This window comes from Kordia sp., from assembly GCF_965224175.1.
Classification (GTDB): domain Bacteria; phylum Bacteroidota; class Bacteroidia; order Flavobacteriales; family Flavobacteriaceae; genus Kordia.
Window position 1 is genome coordinate 4,412,565 of record NZ_OZ245041.1, and the last position, 26,620, is coordinate 4,439,184.

18 protein-coding genes are annotated in these 26,620 nt (G+C 33.0%); 3 read left to right on the plus strand and 15 right to left on the minus strand.

Annotation, left to right across the window (positions count from 1 at the left end):
* The first annotated feature begins 309 nt into the window (after window positions 1-309).
* Together ACOQOS_RS19110 and ACOQOS_RS19115 are read left to right on the plus strand one after the other, a co-directional pair.
* The gene (locus ACOQOS_RS19110) at window positions 310-1,026 is read left to right on the plus strand and encodes a hypothetical protein (RefSeq protein WP_420572076.1); all 717 of its coding nucleotides are present in this window, start codon (window positions 310-312) and stop codon (window positions 1,024-1,026) included.
* Window positions 1,027-1,395: 369 nt separating this feature from the next.
* A complete protein-coding gene (locus ACOQOS_RS19115; protein ID WP_420572077.1) occupies window positions 1,396-5,613 on the plus strand; it encodes an InlB B-repeat-containing protein in 4,218 nt (1,405 codons plus the stop codon).
* 95 nt (window positions 5,614-5,708) lie between these two features.
* Here ACOQOS_RS19115 and ACOQOS_RS19120 read toward each other — a convergent pair whose 3' ends face one another.
* From ACOQOS_RS19120 to ACOQOS_RS19185, 14 genes are all read right to left on the minus strand, one after another.
* On the minus strand, window positions 5,709-6,530 hold the full coding sequence (locus ACOQOS_RS19120; protein WP_420572078.1) for a hypothetical protein: 822 nt from the start codon (window positions 6,528-6,530) through the stop codon (window positions 5,709-5,711).
* A gap of 19 nt (window positions 6,531-6,549) precedes the next feature.
* Complete coding sequence (locus ACOQOS_RS19125) at window positions 6,550-7,506, minus strand: DUF5829 family protein (RefSeq protein WP_420572079.1); 957 nt, start codon at window positions 7,504-7,506, stop codon at window positions 6,550-6,552.
* A gap of 17 nt (window positions 7,507-7,523) precedes the next feature.
* Window positions 7,524-8,186, minus strand: coding sequence for a GTP cyclohydrolase I FolE (gene folE / locus ACOQOS_RS19130; protein ID WP_420572080.1), 663 nt, complete (start codon window positions 8,184-8,186; stop codon window positions 7,524-7,526).
* Between the two features lie 249 nt (window positions 8,187-8,435).
* The gene (locus tag ACOQOS_RS19135) at window positions 8,436-9,311 is read right to left on the minus strand and encodes an SDR family oxidoreductase (RefSeq protein WP_420572081.1); all 876 of its coding nucleotides are present in this window, start codon (window positions 9,309-9,311) and stop codon (window positions 8,436-8,438) included.
* A gap of 19 nt (window positions 9,312-9,330) precedes the next feature.
* A complete protein-coding gene (locus tag ACOQOS_RS19140) occupies window positions 9,331-10,593 on the minus strand; it encodes a serine hydrolase domain-containing protein (RefSeq protein WP_420572082.1) in 1,263 nt (420 codons plus the stop codon).
* 178 nt (window positions 10,594-10,771) lie between these two features.
* Complete coding sequence (locus ACOQOS_RS19145) at window positions 10,772-12,535, minus strand: helix-turn-helix domain-containing protein (RefSeq protein WP_420572083.1); 1,764 nt, start codon at window positions 12,533-12,535, stop codon at window positions 10,772-10,774.
* 100 nt (window positions 12,536-12,635) lie between these two features.
* On the minus strand, window positions 12,636-13,922 hold the full coding sequence (gene argH / locus ACOQOS_RS19150; RefSeq protein WP_420572084.1) for an argininosuccinate lyase: 1,287 nt from the start codon (window positions 13,920-13,922) through the stop codon (window positions 12,636-12,638).
* 12 nt (window positions 13,923-13,934) lie between these two features.
* A complete protein-coding gene (locus ACOQOS_RS19155) occupies window positions 13,935-14,999 on the minus strand; it encodes a M20 family metallo-hydrolase (RefSeq protein WP_420572085.1) in 1,065 nt (354 codons plus the stop codon).
* Entirely contained in the window at window positions 14,996-15,772 is a 777-nt protein-coding gene (argB, locus tag ACOQOS_RS19160) for an acetylglutamate kinase (RefSeq protein WP_420572086.1), read from the minus strand. Before argB ends, ACOQOS_RS19155 begins: the two co-directional genes overlap by 4 nt.
* Window positions 15,773-15,774: 2 nt before the next feature.
* Window positions 15,775-16,710, minus strand: coding sequence for an acetylornithine carbamoyltransferase (locus ACOQOS_RS19165; RefSeq protein ID WP_420572087.1), 936 nt, complete (start codon window positions 16,708-16,710; stop codon window positions 15,775-15,777).
* A gap of 40 nt (window positions 16,711-16,750) precedes the next feature.
* The gene (locus ACOQOS_RS19170; RefSeq protein ID WP_420572088.1) at window positions 16,751-17,884 is read right to left on the minus strand and encodes an aspartate aminotransferase family protein; all 1,134 of its coding nucleotides are present in this window, start codon (window positions 17,882-17,884) and stop codon (window positions 16,751-16,753) included.
* Between the two features lie 9 nt (window positions 17,885-17,893).
* Window positions 17,894-18,871, minus strand: coding sequence for an N-acetyl-gamma-glutamyl-phosphate reductase (gene argC, locus ACOQOS_RS19175; RefSeq protein WP_420572089.1), 978 nt, complete (start codon window positions 18,869-18,871; stop codon window positions 17,894-17,896).
* Window positions 18,868-20,064, minus strand: a complete 1,197-nt coding sequence (locus ACOQOS_RS19180) for an argininosuccinate synthase (protein WP_420572090.1) — start codon at window positions 20,062-20,064, stop codon at window positions 18,868-18,870. Before ACOQOS_RS19180 ends, argC begins: the two co-directional genes overlap by 4 nt.
* Window positions 20,061-20,726 (minus strand): GNAT family N-acetyltransferase, encoded by a 666-nt coding sequence (locus tag ACOQOS_RS19185; RefSeq protein ID WP_420572091.1) that lies wholly within the window; start codon window positions 20,724-20,726, stop codon window positions 20,061-20,063. Before ACOQOS_RS19185 ends, ACOQOS_RS19180 begins: the two co-directional genes overlap by 4 nt.
* A gap of 530 nt (window positions 20,727-21,256) precedes the next feature.
* Between ACOQOS_RS19185 and ACOQOS_RS19190 the strand changes: the two genes are divergently transcribed.
* Window positions 21,257-22,696: an SLC13 family permease gene (locus ACOQOS_RS19190; protein ID WP_420572092.1), complete on the plus strand. Its 1,440-nt coding sequence runs from the start codon at window positions 21,257-21,259 to the stop codon at window positions 22,694-22,696.
* Window positions 22,697-22,813: 117 nt separating this feature from the next.
* On the opposite strand, the gene ACOQOS_RS19195 is transcribed toward ACOQOS_RS19190, so the two are convergent.
* Window positions 22,814-26,371, minus strand: coding sequence for a T9SS type A sorting domain-containing protein (locus ACOQOS_RS19195; protein WP_420572093.1), 3,558 nt, complete (start codon window positions 26,369-26,371; stop codon window positions 22,814-22,816).
* Window positions 26,372-26,620 lie beyond the last annotated feature (249 nt).

A 26,620-nucleotide genomic window follows, 5' to 3' on the forward strand; every position in this document is an offset into this window, starting at 1 on the left:
ATCTTTTTTTCCGTCAAAGCGTCAAAAAAGGATTTCAGACAGGCCGTTCTATCAGGGCTAGTTTGGCTGTTAGGTTTTGGGGCGCTTCGCTTTTGGCTTTTGGAATATTTCAAGTTATACACCAACGTCATTCTGAACTTGATTCAGAATCTCATAATAGATAGAAAAAATGAAAAACCCATTCGATGATTTTGAGGTTGCGTAAGAAAATTGCAGTTTTAAAAATAGCTGAATTCTTAAACAAAAATAAGTTTAACCACAGTAGGAATTTCTGTTTTTATATTCTATTTATAAAGCTAAAAAATAATTATGGAAGCAATTAAAATAATTTTAGAATTCTTGATAGTTTTAATAGGGTTTTACATAATATTTTTTAAAAGTTATTTTAAAAAGAAGGGAGAAAACTTAGCTACCAAACAAGATATAGCCAATATTACCAAAGAAATTGAGAAAGTAAAAAATGAATTCTCTTTTCAGAACCAAAAAAAGGCTGACCATTTCTTCGAAATAAAAGAGAGCTTACTAAGTTTTTATGATAATTACTTTGTTTGGGTTTATGATTCTATGAAATTTTCTGATATTATTCTGACTCATCATGATAATAACACGGTTTTAAGGGAGTCAATCAATAACTTAAAAAAAGCTCATAGAAATGTTCTAAAAAGCTACACAAAATTATTTATATATTTAAAAGATGATGCTTTTAAATTAAAAATAACAGAGATCTATGGACAAGCTATTGAAAGTCATAATTCAATAATCAAGTTATTAATCACACTTGAAGACATTTCGATGATTCATAATCAACTTAAAGATAAAATTAAATTTGTAAGTCATAAAAAAAATATTGAAATAATAAAACAAGATTATGAAAAGCTAAAAACTAGAAAAGATGAATGTATAAACGACTATAATAAGACTAGCAAAAATCAAAAAGATAACTTAGCCAAAAATGATTTTATACTTACTGATCTTATTCAAAAAAAGCTCGAAGTCGAGTATGCTCTAACCCATAACAAAAGCTAAATCCAGCAATCCTTCTAATTTAGCTAAATGTTTAATCGAAAGCTTGTTAATTTTAAATCATATAGCAATACTACAATACACTATCCATAATAAAGTAGATAATAGAAAGTCTTATCTTCCATAAAATCAATACAATTTAAAAAAGATAAGCGTATCTAATGAGTCTAAAATAAAAAGCAAATCCAAAAGCGCCGAAGCACGATCTAACAGTTTTCCGCCTTCGCGGGAACGAGTCTAAGAGTGAAACAAGTCTAAAGCAACGCGTTTCTAAATTCATTTCAGCAAAAAAATCAAACAGTTCAGAAATAAAACCCAAAAATAGATAAGGTTCACGATGACTTTTGTAGCGTAAAACACAAAAATCACATTATGAATTCACGATTACTCTCAGTATTCCTATTATTCTGTTCTATTGCATTCGGACAAATTCCCACAAATGGTTTGCAACGTGCTTACGACTTCACAAACGGAAGTCTCACGGAAGCTGCCAACGGTGAAAATTTTACCCAAAATGGTACTGCACTTACTACTGTAAATGATAGATTTACAACAGCAAACAATAGTATTTCCCTAAATGGCGATTACCTCTCAAGTACCAACTTCGGATTTACAGATTTCTCAATTTCTTTCTGGATAAAAACAGACATTATCGACGGAAACGAACGTACCATTTTTGATAAAAGCACACGACCTGGCGCAAGTTTTAATATCAACGGACCTGGTTCTGGATTTTTTATCTTTCTAAAAGATGGAAAAATTACAGTTAAAACTTCACGTCGAGTGGTGGCCAACAATAATACAGGCGCACAAGGATATGCAATTTCGAACTTAGAGTTTAGCGAATTTATTGCAAATGATGCATGGCGTCATGTAACAATTACCATCAAAAAAGAAGCAACTCAATTCAATACAGCTTCAGGACGAAATACGTATCCGTTTACATATAATTACTATATAGATGATGTTTTAGAACAAACACGTGTAGAAAATGTTCAAGTTGGAGGTATTTTTACAAGTCAAGGTATTAACACTGCTGCAAATTTTACGGTTGGTAACAATCAATCAGGAAGTTTAACGGCGGCAAATATTTTTGATCAAACGATAGATGATATTTACATTTACAATAGAGTTTTATCAGCTTCCGAAGTATCACAAATTACGGCTGATAACAGTTATACAGTCTGTGAAACACCAGATATTGCAGATCTTAGCACCTCAAACATCACAGAAAATACAGCAATATTAGTACTTCCACAAACAGATACTTTTGACATTGCGTATGGATTATCTTCTCAACCATTCAACACACATACAATTGTAAGTGATGTAAATGGAAATGTAAACATCAATAACTTAGATCTTTCATCAGAATATACCGTACGTTACCGTAAAAAATGTAACGGAAACACAACGTATAATCCAGTTTCTGGATGGTCATTTTCTACTACATTTCGTACCGAAGGACCTTTATTCGTAAATATAAATGCTACAGGTTTAAATGATGGTTCGTCATGGACAAACGCATACACGTCACTACAAGACGCGTTAACAAATGTAACTACAGGCGATGAAATTTGGGTTGCCAGCGGAACGTATACGGCAAGTACAACCGATAGAACACAATCATTTACTGTAAATAGTGATGATGTAAAATTATATGGCGGATTTGCAGGAACAGAAACATCACTGTCGCAAAGAAACATTGCCAATAATGAAACGATTCTTTCAGGAGATTTGATGAACAATGACAACAATGTTATTGAATTTTCAGAGTCAACACGATCAGACAATACACAACATATATTACGATTAAATGCACACAACACAACCATTGATGGCTTTACGATTAGCGACGGACATACTATTGGAGCTTCCAGCGAATCAGGTGCTGCAATTTTTATAGCTATTTCGAATCCGTTAGGCTTTACCGTAAATAACTGTATCGTAAAAAATAATGTGGCAGACAACGGCGCATTTTTTAACTTCTCGAGTTTAGGAGCCTATTTAAATGGTACTCGAACTGTAAATGTGACTAATACTGTTGTGGAAAATAATTTGAGTCGTATTGGGACTATCTATCTACGTGATGCCAACGCTGAAGATACAAATGTTATGCTTTACAACTGTTTGTTTAAAGATAATGTGGTAAAAGACAGAACTGGCGGACCAGCAGGTTTTGCAGGAAGTATGGTTTGGGCAGTTTCAAATAGTGTTCCTGCACGATTAACAATTACGCTGGACATCATTAACTGTACAGTCGTAAACAATCAAGATTTAGGAACCAATGGCGGATTGAACAATTTTACACGCTCACCAATTGTTTTTGGACAAAGCAGTTCTACAATGGTCACAGATATTGCAAATACAATTGTATGGAACAATACAACGACTGGAGGAAATACATCAAGAGCTGTATCTATGGGAAACAATGCAAGTACTGGAACTGTGTTAATCTCTAATAGTATTTCAAACGATGATTTTGCCAATATCGCAGCTGGAAATAAAGTGCTTACAATTAATTCGGATCCATTATTTACAAGTGCAGCCGATTTTACATTACAAACAACTTCGCCAGCAATTGATTTTGGAGATAATGCAAAATTACCAACACCACTTAATGTCGATTTGGTAGGAAATAGTCGAATTTTTAATGTTGCGGTTGATTTAGGAGTGTACGAATTTGGTGCAACCACGTTTCGACCAATAGTAAACATACTAGCTACTAACGGAAGTGTAACCACAAATCCAAACTCAACAAACGGCGCATTTGATTTCTTAGAAACAATTTCTCTAACAGCTATTCCAAATGCAGGATTTGAGTTTACAGGTTGGTCAGGCGATCTTACTGGAAGTTCACCAAACGAACAACTGTTACTAGACAGCAACAAAGCGCTTACAGCTACATTTGCACCTATTCAACGTACACTAACCATAAATTCTGTTGGCGGAAGTATTACTACAAATCCTAATCCTGTAAACGGAACCTATGATAATGGAACTGTTGTAACAGTTACCATCACGCCAAATACAGGTTTTATGTTTGATAATTGGAGTGGCGATGCTACAGGAAACGCAAATCCATTAACTATTACAATGGATGGCGATAAAACCATTACTGCAAATTATTTAAAAAATATTGTATATGTAGATCAAAGCGCTACAGGTGCCAATGATGGAACAAGTTGGGCAGATGCGTATACATCTTTAAACGATGCTTTAGATAACAATCCTATTTCAGATTTTTGGGTAGCAGCAGGAACGTATACTCCAGATTTCAATAACGGAATTGTCGTTTTTACACTCAATGCAGATCAATCTATTTATGGAGGTTTTACTGGAACGGAAACTGATGTGAATCAAAGAAATCCAGCATTAAACGTAACAATTTTATCAGGAGATATTCAAGGAAACGATGATGGCGTGTTATCTTTTAATAATGCTACGTATTCAGATAATATGAGACGTGTGCTACAAATACTAGAAGATAATGCAATTGTAGACGGAATTACGATTTCGGGAGGAAATGCAGATAATGGAAGTAGTGTCTTAAAATCAGGTGCAGCAGTACGAATTATAGAAACTTGTAAGAAGGCGACGTTTAACAATGTAATATTTACTGATAATCGTGTAGAAGCGGCAGGAGTTGTATATTATCAGCATGTGGCTTCTCAAACAGGAAACTACGATTATACCTTTACCAATTGTGAATTTAAAAATAATTTAGGTCGTTTTGCTACTGTATTTTATGGTGTAAATCCACGAACCAACGGCACACTTACCACACGTTTTATCAACTGCTCCTTCCATGACAATGTGGTTGCCAATATTTCAAATACAGATACAGGTAGAAATGCTTTGTTATGGTTTAGAACAGATGTTGCGACCACACATAATGGGATATTAACTAATTGTACGATTACTAATAATTCCTTAAACGGAACTGCCACTACTGTAGCTGGCGTAGTTACAATGTCAAGAGTTGGTGGAACTGCGAACTTAGAAATATATAATACCATCATTTGGAATAATACATTGTCCAATGGAACGGAACAGGTAAGTGTTCGTAAATGGGATACACAATCAAATCCAAATTCAGTAACAGTAGCGAATAGTTTGGCTTCTGACGGATTCTCTAACTGGACAAACACGAGTAATATTGTAACAGCAGATCCTATGTTTAACGATCCAAGTACAGAAGATTATACATTGATTGTAGGTTCACCAGCAATTGACGCAGGAGATAATATGTTTTTCCCAGCTTCTATTCTTGAAGATGTAAATGGAAATACTCGAATTATCGGTGGAACTATTGATATGGGCGCATATGAATATGATTCTACGTTAAGTACAGAAGAAGTTGCTGTGATTCCGTTAGATTTTACTGTCTATCCAAATCCAGCAAAAGCTACCTTGAACATTCAAACTTCCAAGAATATTCAAACCATAAACATTTTTGATATGACAGGAAAGCATGTTTTAGCTACAAATCAAACAACTATTGATGTGAGTAGGTTACAAGCAGGAATGTATGTACTGCAAGTCACATCAAACCAAAAAAATAGCACAAAAAGATTTATCAAACAGTAATTTGTTCATAATTCATTTACCCCAAATCAACTTGTGTTTAGTAAAAGCCTTATTTATAACAAATAAGGCTTTTTTTAATAAAAGAATAGAAAGTATTACTCTGTTAGTGTTACTGTTCTGGTAACTTCATTAAATGGACCAGGTACAAAGTCTCCGTTTTTATCAACTAATTTTAAATGAATTGTTACTTCACCTTTTGGAAGTCCTTTTATCACATGTGGTGCCCATTCTGTAATAGTGAATGTTTTGCCATTAATAGTAGCCTTTACTTTATGTCCAGTTTCTGAAAGAGTCGTATTCAATACGAAAAAATCTAGCAATAAGTTTTCTGTGTCTTTTCCTGAATACTTTCCTTTAGGTCTGCTGTAAATTAATGTTGGCGCATTCATGTCAAAACCATGTTTATCTTCTGGGTTTTTACCAACTTCTAATTTTTTTACTACTACGGAATTCTCATTTTTAACAGATTCATGGTAAGAGCGACTTAAGAAAGCAACTAAATGATGTACGCCTTCCGGAATTTCCTTTTTAAAAGATGGAGTATAATGTGCAGAATATGGCTGATTGTTTAGAATAAAGTGAATATGTTGTCCTTTTCCAGAATTAGCCAACAACTTTGCGTTTGGTCCGCTAGTTTGTTGTGTTAACTCATAATTACTAACAGTAAAATTAAAATCGATTTCACCTGTGGTCGCAATTTTTGTATTCTCAGGAAATTTCATTGCTAATACAGCATCAGCATAGGCTGGAGATCCTTCTAATTTTTCTAATGTAATTTCGGTCGCTTTAGGCGTTGAAGATTTTTGTACTTCAACATCTGCTGAGGTATCAGTTTTTGTATCTTTTTTTTCTTCTTTACAGGAAGTAACTCCAATTGTGATAAGAAGCATAATGGCTAATACACGTAATGTTTTCATTTTTAATAGTTTTTGGTTATTATTTTTTTTTAAAGATGATTTTATTTAAGTTTTCAAAATTCCATACAGATTCCATATTTTGATTGACTATAGTAAGATTTCCTAATTTTATTTTGCTATTATCAACTTCATTTAATCTGCATTGTATTTCAGTAATACGGCTAAATTCAACATGTTTTGATAGATGAATGTTTACGGTAACATCACCGCTAGCGATACTTAGTGTATTATGTTCGTTTTTTAAAAGGTCACATACTAAATGACGCATTTCTTGAGCAATACGATCAAAATCTTCAACGGTACAACTCATAGTGATACTTTTGATATTTTTGAAAAGACATTCTTTTTTATAGGATTTTTGTAAAAAAGCTTCCCGAGAATAAGAGGTATGCTTTCTTTGTTGTAAACTGTCTAAAAATGTGGGATTGTAAAATGCATACCATGTATGGAGATTTGTATTTTTAGAAGGGGAATAAAAAGCTTTAAACCAAGTAATATCATATGTATCTACAGGTGCGGCAACTGTTTCAGAAATGCTTAAATATGCTGTTTCTTCCTTTTTTAATTTTGGCTGTAAGCCTAAATGAAAATGTTCTCCTTTATTCTGTAAAGAGAAGCCGATACCACTCTTTCCAATAGGTTCTTTAAATTGATTGTTTGGACCTAATATTTCAATATAATGCTGATGACCTCTTAAATAACAAGTTGTAGTTTTTTGATCAACAGCTTTAAAATTTGGTAAGCCTTCATCAATAGATACATAGTTCTTGTTAAAGAATTCATTTTGAGTTAATTCAGTATATGAGACGCTATCCAGAACGATATACAAATGATCAAAAAGAAGCTTAGAGACATCGTCGCCAAAAAACGTATCTACTTCATTATAATCTACCGCTGATGTAGTAGAGTGCTTCGATTTCTTTTCGCAGGAAACTGAAAAAACAAACAGAAAAATAATGATTGAAACAAGTCTCATTTGGCAGATTTTAGTATTTATATAGAGGTCTTTGTAACAATATCTAGAAACTCTTGTCGTTTTTGATCGTTTTTAAAACTACCACTATACTCAATAGTTGTTGTAAAACTATTTTTATCTTTTATTCCTCTTGAAGAAACGCATAAATGTTTGGCAACAATCATTACAATTACATCTTCAGTTTCTAAATCATTTTGTAAATCTTTTAAAATTTGTAATGACAATCGCTCCTGTACTTGTGGTCTGTGCGCGTAATAATCAACCAAGCGATTGATTTTTGAAAGTCCGATAACTCTTTTCTTAGGAATATATGCTACGTGCGCGTGTCCTACAATTGGTAAAAAGTGATGTTCGCAAGCTGAATCAATAGTAATGTTTTGTTCCACCAACATTTTTCCATATTCGTATTTATTTTCAAAAGTGGAAAGTTTTGGTTTATTTGAAGGATTTAATCCATAAAACAATTCTTTTACATACATCTTAGCAAAACGATATGGTGTTCCTGATAAACTATCATCTGTAAGATCAAGTCCCAATTCTTGCATAATTAGTCCAAAATATTCTTGAATATTTTTAATCTTCTCCTGATCAGATTTTTCAAATGCATCAGGTCGTAACGGTGTTTCTACACTAGAAGCAATATGATTATCTCCTAATAACTCAATTTGTTCTTTATCCATTCAGTTTTTCCTTAGTTAATTGAGTTACAAAATTATGAATAATTTAATAATGCAACTATGTTGCGTTAAATTTGTTTTGAAAATTTAAAAATTAAAGAGAGTTTACACTGCTTAAAAGAAGAATACAGTCGTAAAGATTTAGGAAGGTAAGTTTGGGGAAACTTATTATGTTTAAGTTTTTACGTACAATAACTATATAAAGATTACTTATTTAGAATCTACTAGGATTCTTTTAAGCGAAGTCATCATTCATGTTGCGTTTTCAACTTCTGTCAGATAAAAATCTCTAAGCTTATGACGTCCGTAACGTTGTGCTATATGATCTTCTTTCATTAATGTTAGAAAAAATTCAATAGGTCCGTATGTTGCTACAGATGTGAATTTTCTCAAGATCCAAATGGTAAGTTGGCGTATCCAATCTGGTAAATGTAGAATTTTTGGTTTTTTATGATTGACTTCAAATGCCATTTTAGCTATTTCATTGTGAGTCAGTATTTCTGGACCGCCTATCGTAATTTCTTTTATAGGATTATGTATGACATCCAAACAGACTTCAGCGAGATCTGCTCCGTGAATCGGATTCATCAATTGTTCGCCATTACCAAATAAAAATACGTTTCCTTTTTTAGCCATTTCTAAGAAATCCTTCATATCCGAGAAGAACCCATTTGGTCGAACAATGGTATATTCAAGACCTGATTTTTTTAATGCATCTACAAAAGCTTCTTTTGCTGCTGTAATTTTTAAATCGCGATGTTTATCTCCATTAATAACAGAGATGTAAATAAATTTACGAACACCAGCTTTTTGCGCTTCTTGCATTAGGTTTAGATTTGCTTGATAATCAACATCCATATAGGTTAAGCCATCTTTTTGACGTGTAATTCCAATAGTAGATATTACAGTATCTACATTTTTACAAATACCATGTAACGTTTCTGGCTTTGTAACTTCTGCTTTCACAACGTGTAATCTTGAAGATTCAAGGTTATTCAGTTTTTTAGGATCACGCGCAATTAATCTGCCAGAAAGTTCTCTATGCTGCATTTCTTGCGCTATATGATGTCCCAAATAGCCAGTTGCGCCTGCCAGAAGAACCATTTTGTTTTCTTTTTTTAAAGACATGTTTATAGAGTTTGGTTGATTAATTATTTTGAATGTATTGTTGTATGCCTTCTTTTATTAATTGCAGTACTTCTTCCCATTTTTGGGTGTTTTCTGAAAATGTAGCATCCATATTTGCAATAATTGAAAAGCCAGTACTTCCATTTTCTTTAATTTCCATATGACTTGATACACCTAGACTGTTTCCTCCATGCATCCAACTATTGTCCTTTTTATACCAATATATTCCATGATTCTCCGCAAAGAAGCTAGGAACTACTCCAGATGCTAATTGCTCTGTAAATAACATTTGATAATATTCATTAGGAAATAATGTATTAGACTGTCCTTGGATTCCTTTCATCATATCTAATAGGTAATAACTCAATTCTGTGTTTGATGTATGAATACTACCTTCAGGATATCCGTGATTTCCGTAGAATGGTAAAGGTGTGTTTTTATCCAAATAAGGAATCGCATTTTGTTGTAAATCTACTTCCAATATATTAAATGTAGTATGTATCATTTGTAGTGGTTCCATAATATTTGATTTTGTGTAGGATGCAAAATCTTGTGCTGTTGCTGCTTCGATTACAAAACCCATTAATGCTGTTGCTACATTTGAATACGACCATGTAGTACCTGGCACACTGTCTAAAAAGTTCGTTTCACCATACAACGCACCATCTTCCAAAAAATATTCTGCTAAGTAATCGTCCAAAGGTTCAGGATTGGTTACTTGAAGACCTAATGCATCTGTTAGAATAGTTGCACCATTAGTAGACATATTTTGTCCTGGCAATACAAAATAATTTGTCGTAAGATAGGTATTTGGATCATCAATTATTCCAGAGGTATGTGTAACTAAGTGTTTTACTTTTAGGACTGCTTCAGGATTTCTAAGATTGATAACAGCAACAGGAAGTAGTTCATTAATTGGTGTTTCTAAAGTGAAATAACCTTGTTCTATGGCTTTAGCTGTAGCAGCCGCAACAAAGGTTTTACTTAACGAAGCAATATTAATGATGGTTTCATTACTAAAATCTTGGCTATCTTGAATGTTTTGAAAACCAAAGGATTTACTGTAAGATACATTATTATTGAGTGCAATATTAATGGCAAAACCAGCAATTTCTTTCGTATTTAAAACTTGCTGTAAGTATGCTGTTAAATCTTCTTGCGTTTGAATGTTTGTAGGTGATGGATTTTCTAAAATCGCATCATCATCGTTAGCACATGAAGTATTTAATAGTAGAAAAAAAATGACTGTGAGTAATTTGATTGTTGTTTTTAGGTGTAACATAACTGTTCGTTTTTTTACTCGTACTGAGTTGATTTATAAATTTTGACAGTACAAATGTGTGACGAAATAAAAAGACAATCGTTCTGAAATGAGATTCAGAACTTATAAAGTGAGATTCGGAACTTTTTAGACCTTAAGAAGAAAAGAAAATGAAAAATTTAAAAAGGTGAGTGCGTTTTTATGTTCTGTTTTTTAACCAAGCTTTTGGTGTAATACCTTCCATTTTTTTAAAGAAGGTGTTAAAAACGGTTTTAGAATTGAATCCGCTTTCATACGCTAAACCTAATATCGTTAGATGTTTATTCTCTGGTTGTATAGCTATATGTTTAAAGTAACTTAAACGATGTCCATTGATGAGTTCATTGAAGTTTGTTTGTAGCGTATCATTAATAAATTTTGAGAGCTTATTAGGATTGATATTTAATTGTTTAGCTAATGAACGTAAAGAGATTTCGGAGTTTAAAAAAGGTTTTGAGGTTTGTAATAACTCGTTTAGTTCAGACAATAATTTAGATGATTCATCTTCAGTAAATATCAATGATGTATTTACATTTGGTTCAGGCAGAAACAATGCTTTAATTTCATTCGTAGCTGCAATACTGTGTATCAATTTTTTATACTTGCTTGTATGTCTTAAAGGTTCGAAAAAAGGATCAAACTGAAAATTTATTACTTGACCTATTCTTTCCGTTACCAGGATCTCTAAACGGTTTAAAGCTTCTTCTGTTTTATCACAATAAATTAAGTAGTATAAGTCCCAACAAACCATTAGATTCTCTTCATCAGATAAGAGAAACTCATTATAAGTAATGATTTGCTGATTGATTACCGCATTATATATTTCTTCAATAATGACAACAAATTTGTCACTAAGAAAGGTTTTAGCAAATAAGATAGCTTCATTTTTCTTCTTATTGAAAATAAAACAAGCCAATTTTAGATGTCTACTTAAGTCAAAAGTCTTGTCGATTTTTAAGGAACTTTCAAAACATTTTATGGCTGTATCATAATCTCCTGTTAAATAAAAAATATTTCCTCTAGTATAATAGTGATTTGGTGATAGAGGATTTATTTTTAAAATATGTTCCGTTTCTTTTAGAGCTTCATCAAACAAACCGTTTGCGGTGTATAATTCTGCCAAAGCTTCATTGGCTTCACTGAAATACGGATTGATACTTAGACATTCTATGAGTTCTTGATATCCTTTTTTGAATTCCCAATTTCCCCAGAAACTGATGGTCGCTTTTGCAAAATGTCCCATGTATGAATTAGCATTTAAATCATAACCTTTTTTGAGATACTCATTTGCTTTTTTTAAACCTTCTGTTCTATCTATATGTTGCCAACTACCAATAATAACATAGCACCAACCAATAGCTACTAATGGATCTGCATAATTAGTGTCTATAGTAGCGCTTTTTTTATAGAAATCTATGGCTTTCTCCATATTAACCAAATTCCATGTCAACTGGTAATGTCTTCCCTTAAGATACCATTGATAGGCTTTTAAGTTTTGCGTATGTATGGTTGAAAGTGATTCATCAATATCAATATGTCCGAAGTTTTCTCGGATTTTATCAGCTATTAGTAAGCTAATTTCATCTTGTAGTTCAAATACATCGTCTAATTGCCGGTCAAACTTTTCTGACCACAACAAAAATCCATTATCTGTACGTGTTAGTTGAGTTGAAATTCGAATTCTATCTTTTGCGATTCTAATACTGCCTTCTACGGCATTTGTAACTCCTAGTTCATTTCCTATGATTCGTATATCGGTATGTTTGTCCTTAAATGCAAAGGATGACGTTCTAGCGGTTACTTTTAGTCCTTCAATTTTTGATAGTGCATTGATGATTTCTTCGGTAATACCATCAGAAAAGTAATCGTAACTGGCATCACCGCTCATATTTTTGAAGGGTAAGACAACAATGGATTTATCCAAGTCAGCAATGTTGTTAGGTCTTTCCAAAAGAAATAATCAAATAATTAGAATTGATTCTCAAAAATAAGTAAAATTAGTATTACTACTTATACCTTAAAACTTAGTTTATTTCTGTTGATAACATTTTTTCTTTGATTTTATCAAGATGTAAATTATGTATACTTCCAATATGTGTATGTCTTTTAGAAGTTTCTACAGCATACGTTCCATCTTCTACTTGTTTCCCTATTTTTTGATAAGCTTCTCTAAAAGAAACGCCTTCCATAACTAAATTATTAATACTATCTACAGTAGAAAGGTATTTGTATTTTTCATCGCTAAAGTCGATTTCTTTTATTTGAATTTGTTGAATAGAATGATTGAAGATTTCCAATACATTTTTTAAATCTTCAAAAGCTGTAATCATGTGTTCTTTTAGAAGTTGAAAATCTCTATGATAGCCACTTGGTAAATTGTTGGTAATGAGTAGCATTTCAGTATATAATGCTTGAACCTTATTACATTTTCCACGAATCAACTCAAAGACATCAGGATTTTTTTTGTGCGGCATAATACTACTTCCAGTTGTTAAGGTATCCGGAAACGCAATAAAGTTAAAATTCTGGCTCATGTATAAGCAGATATCCATCGCAAATCGCGCTAATGTATTAGATAAACTTCCTAGTGCCATTGAAACAGTTCGTTCGCTTTTTCCTCTACTCATTTGTGCGGCTACGACATTATATTTTAAAGTATTGAAACCTAATTCTTTTGTAGTAAATGCTCTATCAATAGGAAAAGAACTTCCATATCCAGCAGCAGAACCTAACGGATTTTGATCAACTGTTTTTAAAGCTGCTTGCAATACATATACATCATCAACTAACAATTCGGCATATGCAGAAAACCATAAACCAAAAGAAGAAGGCATAGCAACTTGTAAATGTGTATAACCTGGCAATAAAGCTTCTTTGTGTGTATCTGCTAACTGTAAAAGTGTGTCAAATAATGTTTGTGTTTGCGCAATGATAATGTTCAGATTATTTTTGTAGAATAACTGTAGTGCAACTAAAACTTGATCGTTTCTAGAACGCGCCGTATGAATCTTTTTTCCAACATTACCATATTTTTGAATCAACTCGAACTCAATCTTAGAATGTACATCTTCAAATTGTGTTTCTATCGCAAAAGTACGGTTATGTACCTGTTGCAGTAACGTTTCCAATCCTTCACAAAGTTGTTGTAATTCTTCTGCTGTAATGATATTAATTTTTTCTAGCATTTTAGCATGTGCTATTGACGCTAGGATGTCGTATTGAGCAATATGTAGATCAATTTCTCGATCGTTTCCAACGGTAAATGCTTCAATTTTTTTATCTATATCGATTCCTTTATCCCAAAGTTTCATGTATTTTCAATTTTATAGTATTTTTTCTAATATTTTAATGTACAGATCAATTCCTTCTTCTATTTCATTCAAATAAATAAATTCATCAGCCGTATGCGAACGTCTACTATCGCCAGGTCCTAATTTTAAAGAAGGACACGATAATACTGCTTGATCTGATAGTGTAGGAGAACCATAGGTTTCTCTGCCTAATGCTATTCCTGCTTGTACAAGTGGATGTTTTTTAGGAATAGAGGAGGAGTTTAACCGTAAACTTCTCGGAATGATTTCAGAACAAGGCGCTTTTTTCTGAAGAATACTAACAATTTCTTTATTCGTATATGCATCATTCACACGAACATCTACAACTAGATTTACATTAGCAGGAACGGCGTTGTGTTGTTTTCCAGCATTGATTTGTGTTACGGTCATTTTTACATCTCCCAAAACAGCAGACGATTTTTTAAAAGAGAATTCTTGAAACCATTTCAAAACGTCAATAGTATTATAAATAGCATTATCTGTATTTGGATGTGCGGCATGACTTGGTGTTCCCGTTACGGTAGCATCAAACACAATCAAACCTTTTTCAGCAATTGCCAATTGCATCAATGTAGGTTCACCAACAATGGCGACATCAATTTTTGGTATGATGGAAAGCATACTATTTAAACCATTTTCGCCACTGCTTTCTTCTTCTGCGGAAGCGACAATAACAAGGTTGTACTGCAAATCTGCTTGATGATAAAAATGAGTAAATGTAGCAATGAGTGACACTAAACATCCGCCAGCATCATTACTTCCCAAGCCGTATAGTTTTCCATTTTCTACCGTAGTTCTAAACGGATCTTTTGTATATCCGTTATTTGGTTTTACAGTGTCATGATGAGAGTTTAGTAATAATGTCGGTTTCTTTTCATCAAAGTATAGATTGGTTGCCCAAATATTATTTTTAGTTCGTTTAAAAGGAATTTGATATTGCTGAAACCAATTTTCAATATGCTTTGCAGTACCTTGTTCTTCAGAGGAAAATGAAGGTGTTTCAATGAGTTTTTTCAGTAAAGCAATAGCTTCGTTTGTTAATTCTGGATGCTTCATTTTTGAATGGTTGTGTGTTTCAAGTTTTTATTTAATATCATAGACGATTTTCCTATGTGTACTTTTTGTACGCTGTGATGTATTGCATGAAAACAATTGGTGAGTTTTGGTAACATTCCATCTGCAATGATGTTATTTTTAAGTAAAACAGGATAGTTTTTAGAATCAATGGTTTCAATCACAGAACTGTCATTATTCACATCTTTTAGAACGCCGTTTTTTTCAAAACAATAATAGAGTTCTGTTGCATAATCATTCGCGAAAGCAATTGCCAATTCAGAAGCAACGGTATCTGCGTTTGTATTTAGTAATTGTCCATTTTTATCATGTGTAATTGCACAAAAAACAGGTGTAATATTATTATTTAATACTATTTTTAGATGTTTAATATTTACTTTTTGAATGTCCCCTACAAATCCATAATCAATTGTTTCTGTAGAACGCTTTACCGCAACAATACTATTGCCGTCAGCGCCTGAAAAACCAATAGCATTCGTGTTTTTGGCTTGCAGTTTGGCAACGATTGTTTTATTGATTTTCCCAGCATACAGCATGGTAATAATGTCTAATGTTTCAGCATTTGTAATACGTCTTCCGTTGATCATTTTTACCTCAATATTCATTTGTTGAGCTAAGGCAGTAGCCGATTTTCCTCCGCCATGTATCAAAATTTTTGGGGAAGTTACTTGTGAAAAATTATCTAAAAAATCATTCAAAGCTGCATCATCATTAATAATATGTCCACCAATTTTTACAATTTTTAATGTTTTCATAACTACAATTTTTCCAAGATTTTTTTCAATACAACTTGAGCCGAATACACTCTATTTTCTGCTTGCTGAATGACTACAGAGTTTTCACTGTCTAACACAGCATCTTCCACAACCACATTTCTTCTTACAGGTAAGCAATGCATGAATTTTGTATTTTTTACTTTATCTTTTGTAAGCATCCAATTGCTATCTTGAAGCAATACTTCTCCATACGATTCATAACTGCTCCAATTTTTAGCGTACACAAAATCAGCATTTTCTAAAGCTGCTTTTTGATCGTGGTAAACAGGAGTTTTTTTAGTGATTTCTGAGTTCAGTTCATACCCTTTTGGATGTGTAATACTTAAATCTACATCTAGTTGTTGCATCATTTCTACAAACGAATTTGCAACGGCTTGTGGCAATGCTTTTGGATGTGGCGCCCATGATAAAACAACTTTGGGTTTTTGTTTCCTTTTTAATTCTTCAATCGTGATAGCATCTGCCAAAGCCTGCAACGGATGCATGGTTGCACTTTCCATATTTACAACAGGAACTGTGGCATGTTTTAGAAAGCTATTTAAAATCCATTCGGAATTATCTTTTTCCTTGCTTTTTAAACTTGGAAATGCTCTGAGAGCAATAATATCAGCATATTGAGAAATAACTTGTGCTGCTTCTTTTACATGTTCGGATGAATCTAAATTCATTACTGTACCTTCGGTAAACTCTAAGTTCCAAGCGTCAGTTACATTTAAAATCATCACATCCATTCCTAAGTTTTTTGCTGCTTTCTCAGTACTTAAACGCGTTCGCAAGCTTGCATTGAAGAACAGCATGATCAATGTTTTATTGATGCCTAAATCTTTGTGTAAGAATGGATTTTTTTTCAATTGAATTGCCTCCTGAATCGTTTCAGGTATGTTCGTTAAATCGGAAATAGTAGTATATTTTTTCATGTTCATTCCTCACGAAAGTGAGTCTGTTTTTAAGTAAATTTTATGTTGATTTTAATGCTTTTTCTAGTGCTTCAATAAACATGTCGATATGTTGTGTTGTAACTGTTAAAGGCGGTAATATTCTCAGTACATTCGGATTGGCAGCACTTCCCGTAAAAATATGATATTTGTGAATGAGTTTTTTACGTAATTCTGCTACAGGGAAATCAAATTCTAAGCCTAACATTAAACCTCTTCCTTTTATGTTTTTAAGTTTGGAGAGTTTGTTTGCTTGCGCTAGAAAATACTCAGAAATTTCACTAGCATTTTTCATCAATTCTTGAGTTTCTATGATGTTTAGTACTGCTAAAGAAGCACTACATGCTAGATGATTTCCACCAAAAGTGGTTCCTAATAAACCATAAGAAGCTTTAATTTTTGGATGAATTAAAATTCCACCTACCGGAAAACCATTTCCCATGCCTTTTGCCATAGAAATAATGTCTGGTGTGATCAAATGTTTTTGAAACGAGAAAAAATCGCCTGTTCTTCCAAAACCAGCCTGTACTTCATCAGCAATTAGTAATGTATTGTATTGTTTACAGAGAATTTCCAATCCTTGGTAAAATGCTGTCGTACTTTCGTCTAAACCGCCAACACCTTGAATGCATTCTATAATCACAGCACATGTTTTACCTATTTTTAAAACGGCTTCTACAGTTTCTAAATCTCCTAAATTCACAAAGTCTACTTTCTGCTGTGCGTTTATTGGAGCTACAATTTTTGTATTATCTGTAGCTGCTACGGCTGCTGAGGTTCTTCCGTGGAAACCGTTTTTAAAAGCTAAAATGTTTGTTTTATGTGTATGAAATGATGCTAGTTTTAAGGCATTTTCATTTGCTTCTGCGCCAGAATTGCATAAAAACAGTTCATATCCTTTGCAGTTTGAAAGACTTGTTAGTTTGGATGCTAATTTTTCTTGTAATGGATTTTGAATAGAATTACTATAAAATCCTATTTTTTGCAACTGATTTGAAATGGAAGCTACATATTTTGGATGTGAATGTCCAATAGAAATCACTGCATGACCTCCGTATAAATCAAGATATTTTGTATTGTTTTCATCATATACAAATACATCTTTGGCAAATACTGGAACGATATTAAATACTGGATATACGTTAAATAAACTCATGATGTTTTGTTAAAAAAAGTTAGCTTTCAATTGTAGACCTTCTGTTTCTTCAAAGCCAAACATCAAATTCATATTTTGAATTGCTTGACCAGAAGCTCCTTTTAAAAGATTATCGATACTGCTTGTGATTAATAATTTGTTTTCGTGTTTGTGAAGGTGTAATAGACATTTATTCGTATTTACAACTTGTTTTAAATGCACTTGATTAGTACTTATAAATGTGAATGATGCATCTTTATAGAAATGATTGTATAGAATTTCAGCTTCTTCTAAACTGCCTTCAAATTTGGTGTACGCTGTGGCGAAAATACCTCTGCTAAAATTTCCTCTATTTGGCATGAAATTAACTTCTGAATTAAAATCACTTTGTAACTGTTGTATGGTTTGATGAATTTCTCCTAAATGTTGATGCGTAAAAGGTTTGTAATAAGAAAAATTGTTATCTCTCCATGCAAAATGTGTTGTTTTTGATAAAGAAGTTCCTGCGCCAGTTGCGCCAGTTACCGCGTTGATGTGAACATCATTTTGTAACAAATTATTATATGCCAATGGAAGCAAAGCCAATTGAATTGCCGTAGCGAAACAGCCAGGATTCGCAATGTATTTCGCTTTTTTGATGACTTCTTTTTGCAACTCTGGTAACCCGTATACAAAAGATGTTTCACCAAAACATTGATCATTTGTCAATCTAAAATCGTTGCTTAAATCTATAATTTTTGTGTTTTTTGAAAACGTATGTGTTGTTAAAAATGCCTTTGAGTTTCCATGTCCTAAACACAAAAAAAGAAGGTCTATTTCTGTATTAATAGTATTGGTAAACAACATATTTGTAGTACCAATTAAATCTTGATGTACATCACTAATTTTGTTTCCTGCGTTGGATGTACTGTACACAAAATTGATATTTACTTTTGGATGATGTACTAATAATCTAATGAGTTCTCCTGCAGTATAACCTGCACCGCCAATGATTCCGATGTTTATCATACTACTGAATTTACTTGTTGATATATTTTGTTCTGATTCCCTAGAATTTTGATAAAACCTTTCGCTTCATCAGCTGTCCAACCTGAGTTCATTTCGCCATAACTGCCAAATTTTGCATTCATCAAATCATGAGCAGATTGAATACCATCTAGTGTAAAATGATAAGGTTTTAGCGTGATGAAAACATCTCCAGAAACGTTTGTTTGACTACTTTCTAAATAGTTTTCTATATCACGCATTACAGGATCTAAGTATTGCCCTTCGTGGAGATGCATTCCATAAAAATTAGAGAGATATTCTTTGTGTTGCAATTGCCATTTGGTAAGTGTATGTTTTTCTAATAAATGATGTGCTTTAATAGAAATAATAGCTGCTGATGCTTCAAATCCAACTCTTCCTTTGATACCTACAATGGTATCGCCAACATGAATATCTCTTCCAATCGCAAAAGCTGAAGCCAACGTATTTAGATTTTCTATATTGATTTCAGGTGTATTCTGTTTTCCATTTATTGCGACTAATTCACCTTTTAAAAACGTAAGTTGTATTTTTTCTGTTTCCTGTTTTTGTAATTGAGAAGGATATGCTTCTTCAGGTAATTTTTCATGAGAAGTTAAGGTTTCTGCACCTCCAACACTTGTTCCCCAAAGTCCTTTGTTAATGGAATACTTTGCTTGTTCCCAAGACAAATTGACACCATTTGCTTTCAAATAATTAATTTCCTCTTCACGAGTTAGCTTTTGGTCTCTAATTGGTGTGATGATTTCAATTTCGGGAGCTAAAGTTTGAAAAATCATATCAAAACGCACCTGATCATTTCCTGCGCCCGTACTTCCGTGCGCGATATATTTTGCATCTATACTCTTTGCATATTCAATAATTTCAATAGCTTGCACAATACGTTCGGCACTGACTGATAGCGGATATGTATTATTTTTTAATACGTTTCCGAAGATTAAATATTTGACTACTTTTTCGTAAAAAGTGGTAACAGCATGAATATTTTTATAAGTTGAAGCGCCCATTTTATAAGCGTTTTCTTCAATATGATTTATTTCTTTTTGAGTAAAACCACCAGTATTGACACTTACGGCATGTACTTCAAAATGTTGCTCTTGACTTAAATGCACGGCACAATATGATGTATCTAAACCGCCACTATACGCAAGCACTAATTTTTTTTGAGTCTTCATTTTTTATCTTTTTTTAAAAACAAGGTTTGTTTGATACTTTTTAATCTTTTAAAAACCTTTTCTTTTACTCGATAATTGAGTTGTGAGTTTTCTGAAGTTTGATCAAGTTGATTTCTGTTTGTTTTTTGTTTTGAATCACTTGAATTTGGATCGTACAGCATACCTGTACATAAGCACATTTTTTGTTGTGTCCGTTTCAAGACATCGAAGTTTTTACAAGTTTGACAGCCATTCCAAAAGGATTGATCTTCAGTTAATTCAGAAAATGTTACAGGTTTATAACCCAATTCACTGTTAAGTTTCATGACTGCTAATCCTGTAGTGATACTAAAAACTTTTGCGTTAGGGAATTTTGTTCTTGAGTGTTCAAAAACCTTTTTCTTAATTTGTTTTGCGATACCTTTTCCTCTGTAATTTGGGTGAACAATTAAACCAGAGTTAGCGACAAATTTTCCATGACTCCAAGCTTCGATGTAGCAGAAACCCACAAATTTTTCGCCATCTAAAGCAATGACCGCATTCCCTTGTTCCATTTTAGAGATGACATATTCAGGTTTTCGCTCAGCAATTCCTGTTCCTCTTACTTGAGCAGCTTGTAGAATAGTTTCACAAATAGTTTCAGCGTACACGCTATGTGAATTGTTAGCAATGACAATTTCCATTGTGCTTATTTAAAAATGATTAAAATTTTGTTTGATGTATCTCGAAAAGAAGAACTGGACGCACCGAAGTTCCCAATATAAAAATGTACCCTTACGGGCGGCGCGTGAAAAAGCGGCGTGCAGGAAAGTTGTTATTAGTTAAAATAACAAAGTTTGGATAAAATGATATGAATATTAAATGATACAAGAAATGAAAATAAAATTACAGAATAGAAAATGAGCTGCTAGATTGAAGAATTAGCGGCGGCGATTGCGTAAGCGCAAACTGGGTTTTCTATTGTATATTTTATTTTGAATAATCATTGGGCAAACCTACAAATTATAGTTTTACATTATACATAAAAAGCTGATTTTCCTTGAAATTTTATGAATGCCTTAAAAAAAAGAAGTATTTGATAACGTATTTTTAAAATTTACAGTGTTTTTGTAATCGTTTTAATATTGTTTTTCATTATTCTTAAAATACATTGATTTGTAAATTGTGGAAAAAATCTACTCAATTTTGTGAAGTTTATTGTTTAAATTCGGCTATGGAAAATTACCCACTATCAAAAAAAATAGGTTTATTTTTAGGACCAGCGTTGTTCATCATTATTTTATGTATACCGTTGGAATTTGCTTCCAAAGAAGGAAATACCGTCATCGCTTTGGCTTTATGGATGGTTTGTTGGTGGATTACAGAAGCAGTTTCAATCTCCGTAACTGCTCTTTTACCATTACTATTATTTCCGTTACTTAAAGTAATGCCTATCGCAGATGTAGGTGCTAATTATGGAAGTCCGATTGTATTTCTGTTTTTCGGAGGTTTTGTATTAGCATTAGCTATTGAAAAAGTAAACTTACACAGAAGAATTGCGTTAAGTATTATAAAAAAGACAGGAACAACGCCCAATAGAGTGATTTTAGGATTCATGATTGCAACGGCATTTATGAGTATGTGGATTAGCAATACAGCAAGTACCGTAGTAATGCTTCCTATTGCAATGTCGGTAATAAAAATGCTTATCAATGATGAAGATGGATTTACAAAGAAAGATCGGAATTTTTCATTGGCAGTTATGCTCGGAATTGCTTATTCTGCAAATGCTGGCGGTATCGCAACAGTGATTGGAACACCTCCAAATTCAGTTTTAATAGGATTGTTAGAAAATGAATATGGGATAGAAATTTCATTCTTTAACTGGATGCTTATTGGATTACCATTCTCTATAATTTTAATTACAATCGCTTATTTTATTTTAGTATTATGGATATTTCCGAGTAAAGGTTTAGTGTTTAAAACTTCTCAAGGAATTATTGATGATGAATTGAAAAAGCTAGGAAAGACTTCGAGAAAAGAAAAATTGGTACTTGTTATTTTTGGAGTTATTGTCTCACTTTGGATATTTAGAACTTTAATCAATGCTTTCATACCTAGTTTAGGACTCACAGATACTATGATTAGTATTCTTGGTGCAATCGCGCTGTTTGTAGTTCCTTTTAATTTGAAAAAAGGAGAATTTATTTTACAATGGAACGATACTAAAAATCTTTCATGGGGAATTTTGATATTATTTGGTGGCGGATTAGCCCTTGCAAAAGGAATGTCTTCAAGTGGTATTGTAGCTGTCGTCACAAATTTTATCGCTACAAGTGATGTCAGTATTTTAATGACTGTAATATTACTTATTGTTTTAATGTTATTTATGACGGAACTTATGAGTAATGTTGCCTTAGTCGCTGTTTTGTCTCCTGTAATTGCAGGAATTGCGATAGGTTTAAATATACCAATACTTCATGTGTTAATTCCAGTAACAATGGCAAGCAGTTGCGCTTTCATGCTACCAATGGCGACTCCGCCCAATGCGATAGTTTTTGCGAGCGGTTATGTAAAAGTAAAAGATATGGTAAAAGCAGGTTTCTTTTTAAACACCATAGCTGCCACCTTGTTAATCCTCTTTTTTATGTACTTTATTCCGTTATTATTTTGATGATTATTTTTTGTGTAAACAATATAATCTAAAAAAAGAGCAAACTTCGTAGTTGAAACTTGCTCTTTTTTTGAAGTGTTTTTTATGAAATTTTAATTTCTCTCTTGCGATTAGCTGTTATTTTCTGATAACTTTATGCGTGTAAATTCCTTTTTGAGTTTCTATTGAAAGAAAATATAATCCAATAGGATAGTTGCTCATTTTTAGTGTAGCACTGGTTTGAGTATTAGGAATTTTTATCATTTTTAATAGTTTTCCAGTAAGATCACTTATCGATATTGTATTGATATTTTCTTTTCCACTAATGAAAAGATCAGTACTTGTTGGATTTGGATAGATTGAAAAGTTAGTATCAGTAAACTCATTAACGGATAGTGCATCTACAATTTCTGTAGCTACTGTATTTGTTGTAATTGCAGGATTAAAATCAAAGAAAATATCAGCAGTATTGTAGATAATATCTCCAAGTGCAACAGTGTTTTTTGGTTTAATTTTATAAGTGATAAAACCATGTGAGTTTGGTTCATCGGAATTGCTGTCAGGTAAATTGATATTGTCAAATACAAAGTTTATCATGTTACCATTTGTAATTTCAACTCTTCCGCTATGGCTTAAGCTTTCCAATTGTATGGTTGTCCAATCTAAGTTTGGATCCAATACATTTTCAACATTCACATTAATTGCAGATGCAGTTCCTGTGTTTTGAAAACGAATGATGTAGTGTAAATATTTATCAGCATCTTCCAATAAAATTCGGTCACCTTCTAATACTTGTATATCATTAGGGTCATAAGAACCAATCACTGTTTGGTTCAATGTAAATACATTGTCTTCTGGTGTTGCATCTGCAGAAATAGGATTTATAATTGCAGTAGTCGTTAGTATTTCATCAATATTTGTTGTTGGCGGCGGAAATACGTTAAAATTTAAGTCTATAGTTCTAGTTTCAAATGGATGTATGTTTGTAAAATTGAAAGTAAGTGTATTTGCAGTTTGCATTGCTACGGTTTCACTTGCATTTAAGAATTGAACTTTAGAACTGTCAAATTCAAAAGTAATATCACCGCTTAGCTGAGTGGTTCCTATATTGTTGTACACAATTTGATATGTAGTGTCAAATCCTGGACGTGGTTCATCAAGTGAAGGATAAATGCTTACATTTAAATCGCTCGCAGCTCCATTTGGCTGAATACAGAAATTTACAGTATCTGTATTTCCAACGCCAGTAAAATTAGATGCTTGCGACATAGGATTTGCCGTAAAATAATTAGGTAATCCAGCAATAGAAGTCGTAAATGTTCCTTCGTCTGTAAATAGTTGATAAACGCCGTTGGTATTGCTAAAGGTTGATAGTGTAGAAGCACCATCTGTTGTAGTGATCATAACATTAGCCATTGGCTCACTATTAGTGGAACAACCTGTATTATTTATATCTAAACTGATTGTACCACTTACTTCATTGAATCCTTCACCTAAGTTCTCAAACCAAACTACTTTATTGTCGTTTTGTGAGGAAGCTAAAATGTCTATGTCTCCATCGTTATCAATATCAGCAGCATATACATCACTAGCTCTATCTGTATTTGTTGCTATGATTTGTTGTACACCAAAAGTTCCTTGTCCATCTGTGTTTTCATACCACGCAATTTTATCATCCGTACTTGATGCACTTATTACATCATTATCACCGTCATTATCTATATCTGCCGCAAAGACTGATACTGCAAAGTCTGCATTAGTAGTAATTACTTGTTGATCTCCAAAAGTTCCTTGCCCGTCTGTATTTTCATACCATGCAATTTTATCATCTCCTCGTGATGCGGAAAGAACGTCTATATCTCCATCACCATCAAGATCTATAGCATATACAGAACTTGCACCATCTGCATTCGTAGTAATAATCTGTTGTGAACCAAAATCGCCTAGTCCGTCTGTATTTTCATACCACGCAATTTTGTCATCGCTAGAAGAAGCAGAAAGTATATCCATATCGCCATCACCATCAATATCTTCAGCATAAACTGATTGTGAAAAGTCAGCATTGTATGTAACTGTTTGTCGTGAACCAAAATTTCCTTGACTGTCTGTATTTTCAAACCATACAACTTCACTAATACTAGAATATGTAGATAATACATCCATGTCGTTGTCACCATCAATATCTACAGCATATACTGATCGTGCATTACTAGCACCAGTTGAAATTATTTGCTGATCGCTAAAAGTTCCTTGTCCGTCAGTGTTTTCATACCACGCAATTTTGTCGTCATCGTAGGAGGCAGAAAGTACATCCATGTCACCATCACCATCTAGATCGGCAGCAAATACTGATTCAGCATCATCTATGTTTGTAGTAATTATTTTTTGCGCACCAAAAGAACCTTGTCCATCTGTATTTTCAAACCATGCAATGTTTCCAAAGCTTCCGCCAGAACCAGAAAGTGCATCTAAATCACCATCGCCATCAATATCTACGGCATACACAGATTTGTTCCATCCAGGATTACTGATGATGATATACTCTTCATTAAAAGTTCCTTGTCCATTTGTGTTTTCATGCCAAGTAATGGAATCATTGCTAGAAGAAGATGAGATAATATCTATATCATTGTCTCCATCTATATCTATAGCGAAAACTGATTTTATATTCTCAGCATTTGTTGTAATAATTTGCTCGGCTCCAAAAGTTCCTTCACTATCTGTATTTTCATACCAAGCTACTTTATTGTCATTAGATGAAGCAGAAATAATGTCCATATCACCATCACTATCTACATCTTCTGCATATACAACTACAGCACTGTCAGCATTTGTAGTCACTATTTGTTGTTTACCAAAAGTTCCTTGTCCATCTGTATTTTCATACCAAGCAATTTTATCATCAAGTCGTGATGCAGTTAAAACATCCATATCACCATCATTATCCATATCACTTGTAAATACTGATTGTGGATCATTAACAGCGGTAGAAATAACAATTTCGGTAGCCATAAGACCTTGTCCGTTTGTATTTTCGTGCCATGCTATTTTATTGTCATACAATGCTGAAGAAACGATATCCATGTCACCATCATTATCCATATCGACAGCATGGATATTTCCTAAAATACTTGCATCGGTAGCTATGACTGATTGTGCGCTGAAATCTCCTTCACCATCTGTGTTTTCATGCCATATAATTCCGCCTTCGAAGCTGTTCGGGAAAAGCACATCTAAATCTCCATCACCATCAATATCTGTGATCGCTAGTGAATCAATTGCATTTGTATCAATAGCAATTACTTGTTGTGCGCCAAAAGTTCCTTGTCCGTCTAGGTTTTCATACCAAGCAACAGTTTGATCAAAGGATGAAGTTGACAATACATCTAAATCTCCATCACCATCTAAATCGGCAGCATACACAGAAGAAGCGCCATTTGCATTGGTTGTAATTACTTTTTGAGTACCAAAAGAGCCTTGTCCGTCTGTGTTTTCATACCAAGCAATTTTGCTATCACTGAAAGAGGCAGACAATACATCCATATCTCCATCTCCATCTATATCTACAGATAAAACAGAATTAACATTATTTGCGGTAAAGGTATCATCTACAATAATTCGTTCTTGAAATTGAACTTGCGAAAATCCAAGAGTTACGGTAAGTACGATAAGCGTAAAAAGTAATTTTTTCTTCATAGTTCGGTTTTAATGTCTGTATAACTTTTAGAGAATGTATCTCATGTATTTTATATTAAAAATAGGTGGACTAAAATTAGCGCACAAGTTTGAAATAGTAAAGTGTGAATATTAATGAGTCAACTTAATTTATCACCAAGTTAATGAAAGTATGAAACACACGCTTTGTGTTTGTCATATTTTATATGTACGTATTTCTGTTGCTAAAATACTGCCTGAGAATATATTATACTAAAAGTAGATGGCTTA

Coding starts and splice junctions, on each gene's coding strand:
- ACOQOS_RS19185 (WP_420572091.1), bottom strand. CDS start 20,726: ATGGAAATTGTCATTGCTAACAATTCACATAGCGTGTACGCTGAAACT.
- ACOQOS_RS19190 (WP_420572092.1), top strand. CDS start 21,257: ATGGAAAATTACCCACTATCAAAAAAAATAGGTTTATTTTTAGGACCA.
- ACOQOS_RS19195 (WP_420572093.1), bottom strand. CDS start 26,371: ATGAAGAAAAAATTACTTTTTACGCTTATCGTACTTACCGTAACTCTT.
- ACOQOS_RS19135 (WP_420572081.1), bottom strand. CDS start 9,311: ATGTCTTTAAAAAAAGAAAACAAAATGGTTCTTCTGGCAGGCGCAACT.
- ACOQOS_RS19140 (WP_420572082.1), bottom strand. CDS start 10,593: ATGTTACACCTAAAAACAACAATCAAATTACTCACAGTCATTTTTTTT.
- ACOQOS_RS19155 (WP_420572085.1), bottom strand. CDS start 14,999: ATGAAGCATCCAGAATTAACAAACGAAGCTATTGCTTTACTGAAAAAA.
- ACOQOS_RS19170 (WP_420572088.1), bottom strand. CDS start 17,884: ATGAGTTTATTTAACGTATATCCAGTATTTAATATCGTTCCAGTATTT.
- argH (WP_420572084.1), bottom strand. CDS start 13,922: ATGAAACTTTGGGATAAAGGAATCGATATAGATAAAAAAATTGAAGCA.
- ACOQOS_RS19180 (WP_420572090.1), bottom strand. CDS start 20,064: ATGAAGACTCAAAAAAAATTAGTGCTTGCGTATAGTGGCGGTTTAGAT.
- argB (WP_420572086.1), bottom strand. CDS start 15,772: ATGAAAACATTAAAAATTGTAAAAATTGGTGGACATATTATTAATGAT.
- ACOQOS_RS19165 (WP_420572087.1), bottom strand. CDS start 16,710: ATGAAAAAATATACTACTATTTCCGATTTAACGAACATACCTGAAACG.
- ACOQOS_RS19115 (WP_420572077.1), top strand. CDS start 1,396: ATGAATTCACGATTACTCTCAGTATTCCTATTATTCTGTTCTATTGCA.
- argC (WP_420572089.1), bottom strand. CDS start 18,871: ATGATAAACATCGGAATCATTGGCGGTGCAGGTTATACTGCAGGAGAA.
- ACOQOS_RS19125 (WP_420572079.1), bottom strand. CDS start 7,506: ATGAGACTTGTTTCAATCATTATTTTTCTGTTTGTTTTTTCAGTTTCC.
- ACOQOS_RS19120 (WP_420572078.1), bottom strand. CDS start 6,530: ATGAAAACATTACGTGTATTAGCCATTATGCTTCTTATCACAATTGGA.
- folE (WP_420572080.1), bottom strand. CDS start 8,186: ATGGATAAAGAACAAATTGAGTTATTAGGAGATAATCATATTGCTTCT.
- ACOQOS_RS19110 (WP_420572076.1), top strand. CDS start 310: ATGGAAGCAATTAAAATAATTTTAGAATTCTTGATAGTTTTAATAGGG.